Raw genomic sequence first — 15,886 nt, forward strand, 5'->3', positions numbered from 1 at the left:
TTCGTCCTGAGCCAGGATCAAACTCTCCGATAAAGTAGTTTGACTGACTACGCACATCGCTGTGCGATTTTATTAAAAATGAATTAACAGGTACGTTTTGTCTTGTTTAGTTTTCAAAGAACTTTGTTTATCGCTCTTTAAGCGACTTTATTATCATAACATTCCCTGTCGCTTTTGTCAATAACTTTTTTCAGGAATTTCTTTTCAAAAAGCGATTCGTCATCAGCGACGTATACTAGAATAACACCTTAGGTTATTAAAGTCAACATGTAATTCATTTAAATAATAAATTGCTTAATGACGACTAACGCCGCTATTCCTGGTATCCCTAAAATCCCGCTGATAGCTGTTGTGACTAGATTAACCGGCACATGAATGCCAAGGCTGCCGCCAAACATATTTACACAAACCAGCAGTAAAGCGCCCGCCACAAATTTAACAGCTGTGATACCAATCCACTTTAACGGCTTTGCAGCTGAACCTGATAAAAAAAGAAGAATAACCAGTCCTAAAATAATTCCTATAATAAAAATAGGCTCCATGAATCTTCTCATCTCCTTCGCTTGTTCTAGTACAAGCTTATGAGAAGATCCAGGAGTTTAGACCACTTACTTCCACCGGCTGATTTTTATATTCCGCTGTTTCGCTTCCCTCAAGTAAAAAAAATACTTTGCCTCAGCTATTTTCAGTTCGTATAACACCTCATCAGACGGCTCTAAGCTTTTTTCAACCAGCTTTTTTTGCCTGTTCCACTCTTCCTTTTGCTTAAAAAGCTGCTCGATTAGTTTTTCATCAAACTCTCTTCTCAATGTTTTCTTGCGAAGAAAACCCATGGATCGCTTTTTCCTCCTTACAATTCACGTCTTCCTTCAAGTGCTTTAGAAAGAGTGACCTCATCAGCATATTCCAAATCGCCGCCGACGGGCAGTCCGTGGGCAATACGGGAGAGCTTAATACCAGACGGCTTCAGGAGCCTTGATATATACATCGCCGTTGCTTCGCCTTCTATATTAGGGTTAGTTGCGAGAATCACTTCTGTCACTTGATCATCCTGTAATCGTTTTAACAATTCTGGTATTTTAATATCCTCTGGTCCGATGCCGTCCATTGGAGAAATGGCGCCGTGGAGAACATGATACTGTCCATTATATTCCTTCATCTTCTCCATAGCGATAACATCCTTAGGGTCTTGTACAACACAGATAATGGACTTATCCCTGCGCGTATCTTCACATATATAGCAAGGGTCCTGATCTGTAATATGCCCGCAAACTGAACAATATGTCAGGTTGCGTTTCGCATTTACTAATGCTTTCGCAAAATCTAATACCACATCTTCTTTCATACCTAGAACAAAAAAAGCCAGACGAACCGCTGTTTTCGGTCCGATCCCTGGCAATTTCATAAAGCTGTCAATCAGCTTTGATATTGGTTCAGGATATTGCATGTTCTTTTATCCCCCTAGAATAAACCTGGCATGTTCATTCCCTTTGTAAATTGACCCATTGTTTCGTTTGTGATCTCGTCTACTTTTTTCAAAGCTTCATTCGTTGCAGCAAGCACTAAGTCTTGAAGCATGTCGATATCTTCTGGATCAACGACTTCCTCTTTGATGATGACATCCAGGATTTCTTTTTGGCCGTTTGCTTTTACTGTAACCATACCGCCGCCTGCAGTTCCTTCAACTACCTTTTCTGCAAGCTCCTCTTGAGCCTTCGCCATGTCTTTTTGCATTTTTTGCATTTGTTTCATCATTTTTTGCATATTTCCCATTCCGCCACGCATAACATTCACTCTCTTTCTTTTTGTTAGTCTTTTATTTCAATTAAATCCGCTCCGACAAGCTTTTTCGCCTCGGCAATAAGCGGGTCTTCTTCAGCCGGTTCATTTGATCCTTCATTTTCCTGCTGATGATCTACTAAAAATTCTTCTCTTATTTTACCCCATTGTGCTTCAGGAACGCCAATCAAATCCATTCTTTTTCCGAGCATCGATTCTAGAATCTGCTCAAGATTGGTCCGGACTCCGTTATTATCCTCAGCAACCATTTTACAATGGATTTCGTATTTGAATTTCAGAACAAATGCCGCTGAGGCGGCAGCCACAGGTTCACTGTCATTCAGCAAAGCGGCATGTGATGCTTTATTCTGCTGTTTGAGATGAGCAAGAAGCTTGCCCCAGCTGTTTCTGAGCAGGTCAAGATCCGGTCTCGTAGCTTCCTTCAAAATCTCATGGATTCTCCCTACTGGCGCTTTGTAATTCGATTTACCGCCCTTTGGCGCGCGCGGTGTTTCTTTTTTCGGGGTTTCTGCCGTTGTTTGAATACCCGTTGTTTTGAGCCGCTCCACTTCCTGCTCGAGCTTCTGGATTTTTTTCATCAGCATATCGACTTCCGGCAGGTCGGCAGCTGGTTGATGAGACGTTTGGCAAATCTTCACCACAGCCACTTCAAAAAAGATACGGGGATGATTTGTCCATTTCATTTCCTGATGGCTTTTGTTCAGAATATCAATCATTTCATATAACGCCTGTGCCGGAATTTGTTCGCTTAGTTCCCGGAACATTTCATCAACTTTTACTTTTTCAAGCACTCCTTCTAAGCCAGGGGCTGTTTTATACAGCAGCATATCTCTGAAATAGAAAATCATATCCTCTATCAGCTTGGCTGGATCTTTCCCTTGCTGAAGCAGTTCATTTAATGTTTCCAGTGCGTCAGAAACGTTTTTATCATGAAGGGATTGTGCAAGCTTCCCTATATATAATTGAGAAACAGCTCCCGTAATTAAAAGCGCATCCTCGACTTTCAGGATATCGCCGCTGAATGATACGGCCTGATCTAGAAGGCTGAGGGCATCCCTCATTCCTCCGTCCGCCGCACTCGCAATGATATCAAGCGCCCCTTCTTCCACTTGAAGCTCTTCAGCATCAACAATTTTATTCATACACCCAACAATTGCAGGGGATGTAATTCGTTTAAAATCAAAACGCTGACATCTGGAGATAATGGTTAAAGGAATTTTGTGCGGTTCGGTTGTCGCTAAGATAAAAATACAATGCTCAGGCGGCTCTTCTAATGTTTTTAGTAACGCATTAAAGGCACCGATAGAAAGCATATGTACCTCATCTATGATATATACCTTATATGTGACGGCCGATGGGGCAAACTTCACTTTATCGCGAATGTCACGAATCTCATCAACACCGTTGTTAGAAGCGGCGTCAATTTCTATGACATCGGATATGGACCCGTTTGTTATCCCTTTACAGGCTGCACATTCGTTACATGGCTCATCAACAGGAGCGTGTTCACAGTTGACAGCTTTGGCAAATATTTTGGCCGCACTGGTTTTTCCCGTACCCCTTGGCCCGGAAAACAGGTAGGCGTGAGAAAACTTTTTTTGTAAAAGGGCATTTTGCAGCGTTTTTGTAATGTGTTCTTGTCCAACCACATCTTCAAAGCGCTGAGGCCTGAATACTCGATATAAAGCTTGGTAACTCACGGGTTTGCCCTCCTCCGTTATTCATCATTCCCATTATACATGAACCTTGTTTCGATTCCAAAAGCTCTTTTTACATAACAAAAAACTCACCTAATGATAGGTGAGTCTGAAAATTTGATGATTGATTTACCGTGCACCTTCTGTCGATTCGCTACCCTAAGCGTTACTTAAGCAGTTAGCTCGGCCCAGGCAACCCCGCGGCACATGAGAGGTTTCACTTAATGCTGCTTCCTTCCGGACCTGACATGGTTCATGAATTCCCATTGCGCAGGACCCAAACGTCAACACCACTTACTTAAGGCAGACCTTAAAGTAAACGAACCTCGAGAAGGGATTCGGCCCCGCTAGAGCGGATTGCAGGTACAGGGCACCGCTACCTCCCCGCTTAGCACGGCAAAATAAATATCAAATTTTATATCGCATCTATTGCGATGCATACATAAGTATATCGTTTCCCCCTGAAAATTGCAACCGGCCTACTCAGACAAGTTTTTCCTGAAGGATTTCTTCTTTTTTCGCAGTTCTCTAAAAAATGAACTGAGCATTCCTCCGCATTCCTCCTCAAGTACTCCGCTCACCACTTCAGCCTGGTGATTAAAGCGCTCTTCCTGCAAAAGATTCATAAGCGTGCCTGAACAGCCACCTTTGGGGTCAAATGCACCAAATACCACTTTTTCTACTCGCGAAAGCACGACGGCACCAGCACACATCGGACAAGGCTCAAGTGTCACATAAAGAGTTGCACCCTCCAGCCGCCACGTTCCCAGCGCCTTACACGCTTCATCAATTACAAGCATTTCCGCATGAGCGATTGACCGCTGTTCCGTTTCTCTTAAATTATGTGCACGCGCTATGATTTCATCGTTAACGACAAGCACGGCGCCGATTGGCACTTCACCTTTCTCTTCAGCTTTTCTCGCTTCTTTAATTGCTTCTTTCATATAAAGTTCATCTTGTGTCATAAGGATAAGCTCTCTTTACAAAGTTTTTTTATTGCCTAAAAAGGCTACATAACAACTATAACTGAAACGGAAAGGAGACTGTCAATTGTCCAAAGCAGACACAGCTCTTCTCATTGTAGACATGATCAATAATTTTGAATTCGATATGGGAGAAAGCCTCGCCAAAAAAACAGAAAAAATCGTTCCTCATATTTTATCATTAAAAGAACATGCGAGACAAAATGACTGGCCGATTATTTACATTAATGATCATTATGGACTTTGGCAAGCTGATATTAAAAATATTCAGCAAGAATGCACGAATGAAAGAAGTAAGGATATTATCAGGCAAATAGCTCCGGAAGATGCAGATTATTTTTTAATTAAACCGAAGCATTCCGCCTTTTACGAAACTGCCCTTCACACTCTCCTTACTGAATTGCAGGTAAAACATATTATCTTAACAGGTATAGCCGGTAACATATGCGTTCTGTTTACCGCTAATGACGCTTACATGAGGGAATACAGCATCACGATCCCTAAGGACTGCATTGCCTCAAATCGTGACGAAGACAACGAATTTGCCTTAACCATGATGGAGTATGTTCTTCTTGCGGAAATTACGACGGAGGAACAAATTACAGAAAAATAAACATGATCAGCGCGTTTCTTTCATACATTGATAGCGATATGAAAGGAGGCGTTTTTCATTCAAATTCATGTGGTGAATCAAGGCGACACTCTTTCTGCTATCGCTGCACAATACAGAACAACTGTAAATGAAATTACAGAAACGAATGAAATACCTAATCCCGACAACCTTGTTGTCGGACAAACCATTGTCATACCAATAGCCGGCCAGTTCTATGATGTTCAACAAGGTGATACCCTGACATCTATCGCACGGCAGTTCAATACAACAGCAGCCGAGCTTGCCAGGGTTAACCGAATCCAGTTAAATACCGTACTGCAGATTGGTTTCCGCTTATACATCCCTCCGGTTCCTAAACGAGACATCGAATCAAATGCTTATTTGGAACCCCGCGGAAATCAAGTCAGTGAAAATCTCCAGCAGGCGGCCAGAGAAGCGTCACCCTACTTAACGTACCTTGGCGCATTCAGTTTCCAGGCACAACGTGACGGAACCTTAGTCGCTCCACCTTTAACGAATTTAAGAAGCATTGCAGAGAATCAAAACACGACATTGATGATGATTATAACGAACTTAGAAAACCAGGCATTCAGCGATGAACTCGGCCGAATCCTTTTGAACGACGATACTGTAAAAAGAAGACTTTTAAATGAAATCGTCGAGAATGCCAAAAGATATGATTTTTATGATATTCATTTTGACTTTGAATATTTACGGCCTCAGGATAGAGAAGCCTATAATCAGTTTCTACGTGAAGCAAGGGATCTTTTCCATCGAGAAGGCCTAGAAATTTCTACAGCGCTTGCCCCTAAAACAAGCGCAACACAGCAGGGCAGATGGTACGAAGCCCATGATTACAGAGCCCATGGCCAAATTGTCGACTTTGTTGTTCTCATGACATATGAATGGGGCTATAGCGGCGGGCCAGCTCAAGCCGTTTCGCCAATTGGGCCTGTTCGGGATGTCATAGAATATGCTTTGACTGAAATGCCTTCGAATAAAATTGTCATGGGCCAGAATTTATATGGGTATGATTGGACGCTTCCGTATACAGCAGGAGGAACCCCGGCTAGAGCAGTAAGCCCTCAGCAAGCCCTTGTCATTGCCGATCAAAACAATGCATCTATTCAGTATGACGAAACAGCTCAAGCGCCTTTTTTCCGCTATACTGATGCAGAAAACAGAAGGCACGAGGTATGGTTCGAGGATGCCCGCTCGATACAAGCAAAATTCAATCTGATTAAAGAGCTGAATTTAAGGGGCATCAGCTATTGGAAGTTAGGTCTTTCCTTTCCCCAAAACTGGCTGTTGCTGTCTGATCAATTTAATATTGTCAAAAAGACGTTTCGATAATTTGGAAACGTCTTTTTTTCATGGGGCACCCAAGGGTTGTGATACAATATGAAGGTCGGTAACTGACGAACGTTTTTCAGAAATAAGGAGGATTCCGATGAATACAGCCCCTTTTATTGCAATAGAAGGTCCTATCGGGGCAGGAAAAACAACCCTCGCAACAATGCTCTCACAAGAGTTTGGATTCCCTATGATTAGTGAGATTGTTGAGGATAACCCATACCTTGATAAGTTTTATGACAATATAGAGGAATGGAGCTTCCAGCTTGAAATGTTTTTTCTTTGTCACAGATACAAACAGCTTGAAGATACCAGCGCTCACTTCTTAAAAAAGGGACAGCCTGTGATAGCTGATTACCACATTTATAAAAATGTGATTTTTGCGGAACGCACCCTGTCTCAGCATCAGCTGGAAAAATATAAAAAGATTTATCACCTGCTAACGGATGATTTGCCAAAGCCAAATTTCATCATTTACATAAAGGCTAGTCTGCCCACATTGCTACACCGTATTGAAAAACGCGGACGCCCCTTTGAGAAAAAAATTGAAACAAGCTATTTGGAGCAGCTGATCGCAGATTATGAAGTTGCCATCAAACAGTTGCAGGAAGCAGATCCTGAACTAACAGTGCTAACTATAGATGGTGATTCAAAGGATTTCGTTTTGAATAAGAGCGACTTTGAACGCATTGCCGCCCATGTAAAGGAGCTTATCGTATGAAGGAACATCATATCCCGAAGAATTCAATTATTACAGTAGCAGGAACAGTAGGCGTCGGAAAATCGACTTTAACAAGAGCTTTGGCTAAAAGGCTTGGATTTAAAACCTCTATGGAGGAAGTCGATCATAATCCATACTTAGAAAAGTTCTATCATGATTTTGAACGTTGGAGCTTTCACCTGCAAATCTATTTCTTAGCTGAACGATTCAAAGAACAGAAAACGATTTTTGAAGCCGGCGGAGGATTTGTACAGGATCGTTCTATTTATGAAGACACAGGAATTTTCGCAAAAATGCATGCTGACAAAGGGACAATGTCAAAGATTGATTATAAAACTTACACAAGCCTTTTCGAAGCAATGGTCATGACTCCGTATTTCCCACATCCAGATATATTGATCTATTTAGAGGGAGATCTAGATAACATTTTAAATCGGATTGAAGAACGCGGCCGTGAAATGGAGCTTCAGACAACCCGGTCTTATTGGGAAGAAATGCATACCCGCTATGAAAACTGGATAAGCGGTTTTAACGCCTGCCCTGTTTTAAAGCTCAGGATTGAGGATTATGATCTGCTGAACGACGAAAGCTCGATTGAAAATATTGTAGATCAAATCGCTTCAGTTATTCATGTAAATCAAAAAAAGTGAATCTCAACTGAGATTCACTTTTTCTCTATAATAAAAAATCCGTTGCATCAAATGCAACGGACAAAACAATCTCCAATATATGCTTGTGTTTCATTAGAATTAAAATCAATATGGCGGAGGAAGAGGGATTCGAACCCCCGCGGGCTTTGACACCCCTGTCGGTTTTCAAGACCGATCCCTTCAGCCGGACTTGGGTATTCCTCCGTATCGACAAGACTTACTATATCATGAATGTTCTTATAGGGTCAAGCATTTTTAAAAACTTTTTTGTTTTTATAAAAAAAATCGTGTTTACTCAGGCAAAAAGGCGCACCTTGCCAGGCACACCTTTTCACAATTTTTATGGTTTTATTACTTCTTTATTCCCCATATAAGGACGAAGCACTTTTGGAATTACAACGCTTCCGTCTTCCTGCTGATAATTTTCTAAGATAGCGGCTACTGTTCTTCCAACCGCCAGCCCTGAACCGTTTAGTGTGTGCACATGCTCAGGCTTGCCTTTCGCTTCACGTCTAAAACGAATGTTCGCACGTCTTGCCTGGAACGCTTCAAAGTTGCTGCAAGAAGAGATTTCACGATATGTGTCTTGGCTTGGAATCCAAACTTCGATATCGTATTTTTTTGCAGCCGTAAAGCCCAGATCACCCGTACACATGCTCATCACACGGTATGGAAGTTCAAGCAGCTGGAGAACTCGCTCTGCTTGGTTTGTAAGCTTCTCTAATTCTTCATAAGAATCTTCAGGCTTCACAAACTTCACAAGCTCAACTTTATTAAATTGGTGCTGACGTATTAATCCGCGTGTATCACGCCCTGCTGAACCAGCTTCAGAACGGAAGCATGCACTGAATGCCGCATAGTTAATCGGCAGGCTGTCACCTGAAAGGATTTCGTCACGATGCATGTTTGTAATCGGCACTTCCGCAGTTGGAATCAAGAAGTAATCTTCTTCTCTGATTTTAAACGCATCCTCTTCGAACTTAGGAAGCTGACCCGTTCCTGTCATGCTTGCGCGGTTTACCATATAAGGCGGAATCACTTCAGTATAGTTATACTCATCTACATGAAGATCAAGCATAAAGTTATAAAGTGCACGCTCCAGACGAGCACCTAAACCTTTATAGAACACGAAACGGCTTCCCGTTACTTTTGCAGCACGTTCAAAATCTAAAATCCCGAGCTCATCTGCAATATCCCAGTGCGGTTTCGGCTCGTAAGCAAATGAAGGCTTATCTCCCCATTTACGCACTTCTATGTTGTCGTCTTCTGTTTCACCGACAGGGACAGAGTCATGTGGAATGTTTGGGATTGAAAGAAGAATGGTATCAAGCTCAGATTCCACTGATCTTAATTCTTCATCAAGTGTTTTAATTTCCTCGCCGACTTCACGCATTTCTTTAATAATATGATCGGCGTCTTTTTTCTCGCGTTTCAGCACAGCAACCTGCTGAGATACTTCATTCCGCTTTCCTTTTAACTCTTCAACCTTGCCGATCAGCTCTCTTCGTCTATCGTCTAGCGCCTCAAACTTATCAAAATCAGTTAAGTCTTCGCCTTTGTGTACAAGCTTTGCTTTAACTTCTTGAAAATTTGCTCTCAGCATTTTCATATCAAGCATGCAAAACACTCCTTTTTTATTGATTTGTCGAAAATAAAAAGAGCCCTCATCCCCATAAAGGGACGAGAGCTCTCGCGTTGCCACCCTGATTGAAAACAAGCCAAAGACTCGTTTTCCACTTTCACACATAACGGTTATCCCGTAAATGCCTACTTGTTTCAGCATTTCGCTCAAGGATGGATTCAGACAGCATCTTTCACCGATTCGCACCAACCATCGGCTCTCTTAGAAAGAGAGGCTTCTTACTAGTTCCTATCAACGCTTTTCGATCTTTATTTGTGCTTATAATGTACTATAAGTTTCCACAGCTTTCAACTGTTTTATACAAGTGCTTTCTGTTTGTATTCCTCAACCATTTGAACAAACAGCTGTGTTACTCGGTGATCTTCTGTCAGCTCCGGATGGAACGAGCAGCCTAGGAATTGATCCTGTTTAGCAGCTACAATACGACCATTATGCTCCGAAAGAACCTCCACATTTTCTCCAGCTTCTAAAATATGCGGCGCGCGGATGAATACCCCTGTGAAAGGCTCGTCCAGGCCTTTGATTGTTAAATCAGCTTCAAAGCTGTCAACCTGCCGGCCAAACGAATTACGCTCCACTACCACATTCAGCAGACCTAAATGAGGATTATCTGAACCAGCGATTTCTTTTGCTAGTATGATTAATCCGGCGCATGTCCCGAACATCGGTTTTCCCTCAGCAGCAAATTGACGAAGCGGTTCCATGAATTGATACGTATCAATCAAACGGCGCATTGTCGTGCTCTCACCGCCAGGTAAAATCAGTCCGTCAATTTCGTTCAGCTGCTCCGGGCGTTTAATGACAAGACCAGCCGCGCCGCATGCCTCAATTGCATGAATATGCTCTCTAACTGCTCCTTGAAGTCCTAGTACTCCTATTGTTAACATGTCAGCAGCGCTCCTATATTCTTACCAGCCGCGTTCTTGCATACGCTGTTCTGGAAGTAAGTTTGAGATCTCAATTCCTTTCATTGCAGTACCAAGCTCTTTTGAAAGGTCAGCGATCAATTTGTAATCAGTGTAGTGAGTTGTTGCTTCCACAATTGCTTTCGCAAACTTAGCAGGGTTGTCTGATTTGAAAATACCAGAACCGACAAATACTCCGTCAGCACCAAGCTGCATCATGAGAGCAGCATCAGCAGGAGTGGCTACGCCGCCAGCAGCAAAGTTAACGACAGGAAGCTTGCCATCTTTTTTAATTTGAAGAAGAAGCTCGTAAGGAGCACCTAAGTTTTTCGCTTCTGTCATGATTTCATCATCACTCATCGCAACTACTTTGCGCACTTGAGCATTTACTTTGCGCATATGGCGAACTGCCTCAACGATATTCCCTGTTCCAGGCTCACCTTTCGTACGAAGCATAGAAGCGCCTTCAGCAATACGGCGCGTTGCTTCACCGAGATCACGGCAGCCACAAACGAAAGGAACTGTGTATTCATTTTTATTCAAATGAAATTCTTCGTCAGCCGGAGTCAGAACTTCACTTTCATCAATATAGTCAACACCCATAGCTTCAAGCACACGCGCTTCAACAATATGTCCGATACGCGCTTTTGCCATTACTGGGATAGATACTGCATTCATTACTTCTTCCACGATTGTAGGGTCAGCCATACGGGCAACTCCTCCAGCCGCGCGAATATCAGCTGGTACACGCTCTAGCGCCATTACAGCTACAGCTCCAGCCTCTTCGGCAATTTTCGCTTGTTCCGCATTGATGACGTCCATGATGACGCCGCCTTTTTGCATTTCTGCCATTCCGCGTTTTACACGTTCAGTACCTGTTTGAGCCATTTCTTGGTCCCCCTAATCAAGGTATAATTGTATAATTTCTAATCCTTATTGTATCCTAGAAATCCAATAATTCATATGGATATATATTATTTTATTCGGTTTTTAGCGCTCTGAAAATCATTTTTTCTTAAAAATTGAGTTTTTTCAGTATATTAAGCGAAAGAGCCCTAATATACATCAGAGCTCTTTCATTTAATTAAAACCAGCCGGTTACCGTATCAACAATGCTTCCCCAAATGCCGGCGAAAAATCCGCCGATACTCCGCATTGTTAGAATAAACCAGTTTGCTTTTTCTACGTTTTCTTTTGTAACAAGGTCTGCGCCAGCAAGATTGCTGTTAAGGAATCCATAATCCTTTTCATCACCTGTATATTCTGCAGTCAGTTTCCCAACCTTGGTTCCTTTCTTCACAGGAGCAGTCAAGGTCTCTTTATTTAGTGTGACCTTCGCTTTGTAATTCTTTTCTTCGCCATTTTTGACAGGAAGAGAGAACGCTTTGTTTGTCACAATGCCTACTTCTTTCTCTTTACCCTTATCAACTGATATCGTTTTATGGCCTTTTACTTGATCGCCTTCAGCATAGATTTCTTTCATAGAGAAATTGTCGAAAGCATAGTCAAACATTTTTTTCGTTTCATCGAAACGGCCTGTATGTAGATTGCCTTTTGCGTTTAATACAACAGTAATAACACGCATTCCATTGAGTTCAGCGGTTCCTGTAAAGCATGAACCCGCAGAGTCAGTAGAACCTGTTTTCAGTCCGTCTACAGTCGCTTTTTTATACTCACTGACAAGCCCTTTCAGCATGAAGTTCCAGTTCGGCATGTCCATTTCATCATCAGTGCCTTTTCTGAACTTCGTTTTGGCAATGCTGGAAGTCTCCAGAATCTCAGGGTAGTCAGTAATCAAGTGATCCGCAAGAATCGCCATGTCCTTAGCAGAAACTTCACTTTCTTCATCTTCACTTGTCCCCTCAGGCTGATGCCCGTGAAGATCTTTGTTTTCAAGGCCTGTTGCGTTAACAAATTTGTAATCTGTTAAGCCTAGTTCTTTTGCTTTTGCATTCATTTTCTCAACAAACTTAGTTTCAGAACCTGCAACGACTTCTGCTATCGCAATAGCAGCAGCATTTGCAGAGTAAATTGCAGTAGCTTGGTATAATTCTTCTACTGTGTATTTCCCATCTTTCCGAAGAGGAACGTTTGATAAGCTGTTATCTTGGGAAATCTCATACACATAGTCATCAGGCGTATAGGTTTGATCCCATTTCACTTTACCTTGATCAATTGCTTCTAATAACAGATACTCTGTCATCATTTTTGTCATACTTGCAATTGGCAGTCTCTTATCTGCATTTTTACTGTACAGAATTTTACCTGAAGAAGCTTCGATCATAATAGCAGCAGATGCATTAATATCAATTGGATCGCTGGCTGCTTTGGCTTTTGACATTGGTGCCAGACAAGTGACAGCTAGTGTTAACACAACCAACGACATCAATAGCTGTTTACATTTCTTGATGTTCAATCGTACGACCTCCGTATTTCATATTCTTCATCTATAATTAAGCCGTTAAGGACATTTTCAATGCACAACAGTATAAATTTTATCATAATCACTATAAAAAAAATAGACAGAGTCAGAGACCCTGTCAAATGTTTTTAATTTGTAACAATTTATTACGAAATTGTATAGTTTGGAGATTCTTTTGTAATCTGTACGTCATGCGGATGGCTTTCACGAAGTCCTGCGCCAGTCATGCGAATGAACTGTGCTTCTTCTCTTAAAGCGTGAAGATCTTTAGAGCCGCAATATCCCATTCCAGAACGAAGACCGCCGACTAGCTGATAAACTGTCTCTTCAACTGGTCCTTTGTAAGGTGTGCGTCCTTCAATTCCTTCAGGAACAAATTTTTTGTTTTCTTCTTGGAAGTAACGGTCTTTACTTCCTTTTTCCATTGCAGCAACTGACCCCATACCGCGGTATACTTTAAATCTTCTGCCTTGGTAGATTTCAGTATCACCAGGGCTTTCTGACGTGCCTGCAAGCAAGCTTCCAAGCATAACAGCATGTCCACCGGCTGCTAATGCTTTAGTGATATCACCAGAGAATTTAATTCCGCCATCTGCGATGATTGTCTTGCCGTGTTTTCTTGCTTCAGTCGCACAATCATAAATTGCTGTAATTTGCGGAACACCGACACCGGCTACTACGCGTGTAGTACAAATTGAACCAGGTCCGATTCCAACTTTGACAACATCTACTCCAGCTTCAATAAGAGCTCTTGTCGCTTCAGCTGTTGCCACGTTTCCAGCAATAATGTTTAATTCAGGATATGTTTCACGGATTTTTGTTACTGTGTTTAATACGCCTTGGGAATGTCCGTGAGCTGTATCAATAACAATAACATCGACATTGGCTTCAACAAGCTTTTTGACGCGAGTCATTGTGTCGCCAGTTACGCCAACTGCCGCGCCAACGATCAGACGTCCGTGAATGTCTTTAGAGGAGTTCGGGAACTCAATGACTTTTTCAATGTCTTTAATCGTGATAAGACCTTTTAATTTATTCTGGTCATCAACGAGAGGAAGCTTTTCAATTTTATGTTTCTGCAAAATCTTTTCAGCTTCATCAAGAGTCGTTCCTACAGGTGCAGTAACAAGCTCTTCTTTTGTCATGACATCGCTGATTTTCATTGAGTAGTCAGAAATAAAACGAAGATCACGGTTTGTAATAATTCCGACAAGCTTTTGGTCCTCTTTGTTATCTACAATCGGAACACCGGAAATTCTATATTTCCCCATCAAGTGCTCCGCATCAAATACTTGGTGATCAGGAGTTAAAAAGAAGGGATTTGTGATAACGCCGCGCTCAGAACGCTTTACTTTATCAACTTGTTCAGCCTGCTGTTCAATGGACATATTTTTATGAATGATGCCCAAGCCGCCCTGTCTAGCCATTGCAATTGCCATTGCTGATTCTGTTACAGTGTCCATACCTGCGCTGATGACTGGAATATTCAGCTTTAACGTTTTTGTTAGTTCTACAGATAAATCCACATCGCGCGGAAGTACCTCTGACTTGGCTGGCAAAAGCAGCACATCGTCGAACGTTAAGCCTTCTTTTGTAAATTTACTTTCCCACATTAGTAAATCCCCCTCTTTTCGGCAAAATATTATATGTAGATTATCAACTAGCCAAGAGCCTGTCAAGGAAGCGAGAAAGAGTTGAAATATTTAGATAATGGAAAGGATATAGAAGTACATATGACATATCATGAGTGGAAAGACTTAGCGCTATTTTATTCCGTTGAATCAACCCAAAAATTTCTAGAAAAGGTTTACACCTTGAACGGGATTGAAGATGCAAAAAAGAACTCATTTAAAAACAGTGAACGGTTTATATATTTCTTAAAGCATGCCGAATCGTTTTATAAACAAGCCTCATATTCCCCTTTAGAAATCAAACCGATTCTTTTATTTTACGGAATGGCACAGCTCATTAAAGCATGCCTTATAACACGGGATCCTCATTATCCAAGCCATACATCAATACTGGCCCATGGCGTAACAACAAGAAAGCGAAAGAAACAGAATTATTGTTTTAGCGATGATGAAGTAAAAATACAACGGAACGGCCTATGCATGCACTTCATGAAACACTTATTCGGACAATCGGATATAGTAGATGAACGGTACACCATGAAAAAATTATTAAGTGCGATTCCAGAACTAAGTGATACTTTCTATTTTCAGCAGAAAGAACGTTTTATGACAAAAATCAAAAAGGACAAGGACAGGATTGCTGTACCAGAGGATGTGGTAATCAATTATAAAATGTCTGATTCAAGATTTGCCGAATATATGTCCCATCATTTTCAATGGTCTTTTAGAAGAAAAAATAAACACGAGCTGCTGTTTGGAATTTCATCGCAAGACATGAAGCCATGGACATCAGTCAGCTTGTTGTATGACATGGGTAAGAATCAATACTTTATCCCTGCTCAAAAAGAACAATTTCTGAGACTTCCTGAAATGGCAATTCATTACCTTGTATTGTACAACATAGGGATGATTGCGAGGTATGAGACAGAGTGGTGGTATGAGTTGTTAACGCAGCATATAAGTGATGATTACGTGCTAATTCAGCAGTTTTTATTAGTGACAGAAAACAAATTCCCAAAATACGCTTTTCAATTTCTTCTTCATTTTTGACAAACAAAAAACCCAGCTCAATGAGCTGGGTTTAACCTTGCTTGGCGGCGTCCTACTCTCACAGGGGGAAACCCCCGACTACCATTGGCGCTGAAGAGCTTAACTTCCGTGTTCGGCATGGGAACGGGTGTGACCTCTTCGCTATCGCCACCAAACAAATGCCTTCAGGATGAAGGTACTGGGCGTTTCTCACAGGATGTGAGAGCCCTTAGCGGAGTTTCTTTGCTTTTCCGCCTTTTAGAGAGGTGTTCTCTCAAAACTAGATAACAGATGTGACATCATTCAAAATGTGGGTTAAGTCCTCGATCGATTAGTATCTGTCAGCTCCATGTGTCGCCACACTTCCACCTCAGACCTATCAACCTGATCATCTTTCAGGGATCTTACTTCCTTGCGGAATGGGAAATCTCATCTTGAGG

At 41.8% G+C, this 15,886-nt stretch carries 16 protein-coding genes, 1 tRNA gene, 2 rRNA genes, 1 other RNA gene and 1 other annotated feature; of the genes, 5 read left to right on the forward strand and 15 right to left on the reverse strand.

Annotated elements, in window-relative coordinates:
* Positions 1 to 278: 278 nt before the first annotated feature.
* From bofA to tadA, 7 genes are all read right to left on the reverse strand, one after another.
* On the reverse strand, positions 279 to 542 hold the full coding sequence (gene bofA / locus Q3W56_RS20180; protein WP_019712990.1) for a sigma-K factor-processing regulator BofA: 264 nt from the start codon (positions 540 to 542) through the stop codon (positions 279 to 281).
* A 66-nt stretch (positions 543 to 608) separates the two neighbouring features.
* On the reverse strand, positions 609 to 833 hold the full coding sequence (locus Q3W56_RS20185) for a YaaL family protein (RefSeq protein ID WP_302896663.1): 225 nt from the start codon (positions 831 to 833) through the stop codon (positions 609 to 611).
* A gap of 17 nt (positions 834 to 850) precedes the next feature.
* Entirely contained in the window at positions 851 to 1,447 is a 597-nt protein-coding gene (recR, locus tag Q3W56_RS20190) for a recombination protein RecR (RefSeq protein ID WP_003242386.1), read from the reverse strand.
* Positions 1,448 to 1,461: 14 nt separating this feature from the next.
* On the reverse strand, positions 1,462 to 1,785 hold the full coding sequence (locus Q3W56_RS20195; protein WP_003225427.1) for a YbaB/EbfC family nucleoid-associated protein: 324 nt from the start codon (positions 1,783 to 1,785) through the stop codon (positions 1,462 to 1,464).
* Positions 1,786 to 1,808: 23 nt separating this feature from the next.
* Complete coding sequence (gene dnaX, locus Q3W56_RS20200; RefSeq protein WP_302896664.1) at positions 1,809 to 3,500, reverse strand: DNA polymerase III subunit gamma/tau; 1,692 nt, start codon at positions 3,498 to 3,500, stop codon at positions 1,809 to 1,811.
* A 129-nt stretch (positions 3,501 to 3,629) separates the two neighbouring features.
* Positions 3,630 to 3,894, reverse strand: an RNA gene (gene ffs / locus Q3W56_RS20205) — signal recognition particle sRNA large type.
* Between the two features lie 82 nt (positions 3,895 to 3,976).
* Positions 3,977 to 4,462, reverse strand: coding sequence for a tRNA adenosine(34) deaminase TadA (gene tadA / locus Q3W56_RS20210; protein WP_302896665.1), 486 nt, complete (start codon positions 4,460 to 4,462; stop codon positions 3,977 to 3,979).
* Positions 4,463 to 4,547: 85 nt separating this feature from the next.
* On the opposite strand from tadA, the gene Q3W56_RS20215 reads away from it, so the two are divergent.
* From Q3W56_RS20215 to dck, 4 genes are all read left to right on the forward strand, one after another.
* A complete protein-coding gene (locus tag Q3W56_RS20215) occupies positions 4,548 to 5,093 on the forward strand; it encodes a cysteine hydrolase family protein (RefSeq protein WP_302896666.1) in 546 nt (181 codons plus the stop codon).
* 69 nt (positions 5,094 to 5,162) lie between these two features.
* A complete protein-coding gene (locus Q3W56_RS20220) occupies positions 5,163 to 6,446 on the forward strand; it encodes a glycoside hydrolase family 18 protein (protein ID WP_302896667.1) in 1,284 nt (427 codons plus the stop codon).
* 97 nt (positions 6,447 to 6,543) lie between these two features.
* Positions 6,544 to 7,167 carry a deoxyguanosine kinase gene (gene dgk, locus Q3W56_RS20225; protein ID WP_302896668.1) on the forward strand — a complete coding sequence of 208 codons (624 nt, stop codon included), beginning with the start codon at positions 6,544 to 6,546 and terminating at the stop codon, positions 7,165 to 7,167.
* On the forward strand, positions 7,164 to 7,817 hold the full coding sequence (gene dck / locus Q3W56_RS20230) for a deoxyadenosine/deoxycytidine kinase (RefSeq protein WP_302896669.1): 654 nt from the start codon (positions 7,164 to 7,166) through the stop codon (positions 7,815 to 7,817). Before dgk ends, dck begins: the two co-directional genes overlap by 4 nt.
* A 111-nt stretch (positions 7,818 to 7,928) precedes the next feature.
* Here dck and Q3W56_RS20235 read toward each other — a convergent pair.
* From Q3W56_RS20235 to guaB, 6 genes are all read right to left on the reverse strand, one after another.
* A tRNA-Ser gene (locus tag Q3W56_RS20235) sits at positions 7,929 to 8,021 on the reverse strand.
* 136 nt (positions 8,022 to 8,157) lie between these two features.
* Entirely contained in the window at positions 8,158 to 9,435 is a 1,278-nt protein-coding gene (serS, locus tag Q3W56_RS20240) for a serine--tRNA ligase (protein WP_302896670.1), read from the reverse strand.
* A gap of 55 nt (positions 9,436 to 9,490) precedes the next feature.
* Positions 9,491 to 9,703, reverse strand: a binding site (T-box leader).
* Positions 9,704 to 9,755: 52 nt separating this feature from the next.
* Positions 9,756 to 10,346, reverse strand: coding sequence for a pyridoxal 5'-phosphate synthase glutaminase subunit PdxT (pdxT, locus tag Q3W56_RS20245; RefSeq protein ID WP_302896671.1), 591 nt, complete (start codon positions 10,344 to 10,346; stop codon positions 9,756 to 9,758).
* 21 nt (positions 10,347 to 10,367) lie between these two features.
* Positions 10,368 to 11,252, reverse strand: a complete 885-nt coding sequence (gene pdxS / locus Q3W56_RS20250) for a pyridoxal 5'-phosphate synthase lyase subunit PdxS (protein WP_019712980.1) — start codon at positions 11,250 to 11,252, stop codon at positions 10,368 to 10,370.
* Between the two features lie 196 nt (positions 11,253 to 11,448).
* Complete coding sequence (gene dacA, locus Q3W56_RS20255; protein ID WP_302896672.1) at positions 11,449 to 12,780, reverse strand: D-alanyl-D-alanine carboxypeptidase; 1,332 nt, start codon at positions 12,778 to 12,780, stop codon at positions 11,449 to 11,451.
* A 152-nt stretch (positions 12,781 to 12,932) separates the two neighbouring features.
* A complete protein-coding gene (guaB, locus tag Q3W56_RS20260) occupies positions 12,933 to 14,399 on the reverse strand; it encodes an IMP dehydrogenase (protein ID WP_302896673.1) in 1,467 nt (488 codons plus the stop codon).
* A gap of 120 nt (positions 14,400 to 14,519) precedes the next feature.
* Here guaB and Q3W56_RS20265 point away from each other — a divergent pair, with 120 nt between their 5' ends.
* Positions 14,520 to 15,467, forward strand: a complete 948-nt coding sequence (locus Q3W56_RS20265) for a YaaC family protein (protein WP_302896674.1) — start codon at positions 14,520 to 14,522, stop codon at positions 15,465 to 15,467.
* A gap of 39 nt (positions 15,468 to 15,506) precedes the next feature.
* Here Q3W56_RS20265 and rrf read toward each other — a convergent pair.
* Together rrf and Q3W56_RS20275 are read right to left on the reverse strand one after the other, a co-directional pair.
* Positions 15,507 to 15,622, reverse strand: a 5S ribosomal RNA gene (rrf, locus tag Q3W56_RS20270).
* A gap of 135 nt (positions 15,623 to 15,757) precedes the next feature.
* Positions 15,758 to 15,886 (reverse strand): 23S ribosomal RNA (locus Q3W56_RS20275); the annotation flags it as partial.

The organism is Bacillus sp. C28GYM-DRY-1, assembly GCF_030519405.1.
In the GTDB taxonomy this organism is placed as follows: Bacteria; Bacillota; Bacilli; order Bacillales; family Bacillaceae; genus Bacillus; species Bacillus spizizenii_A.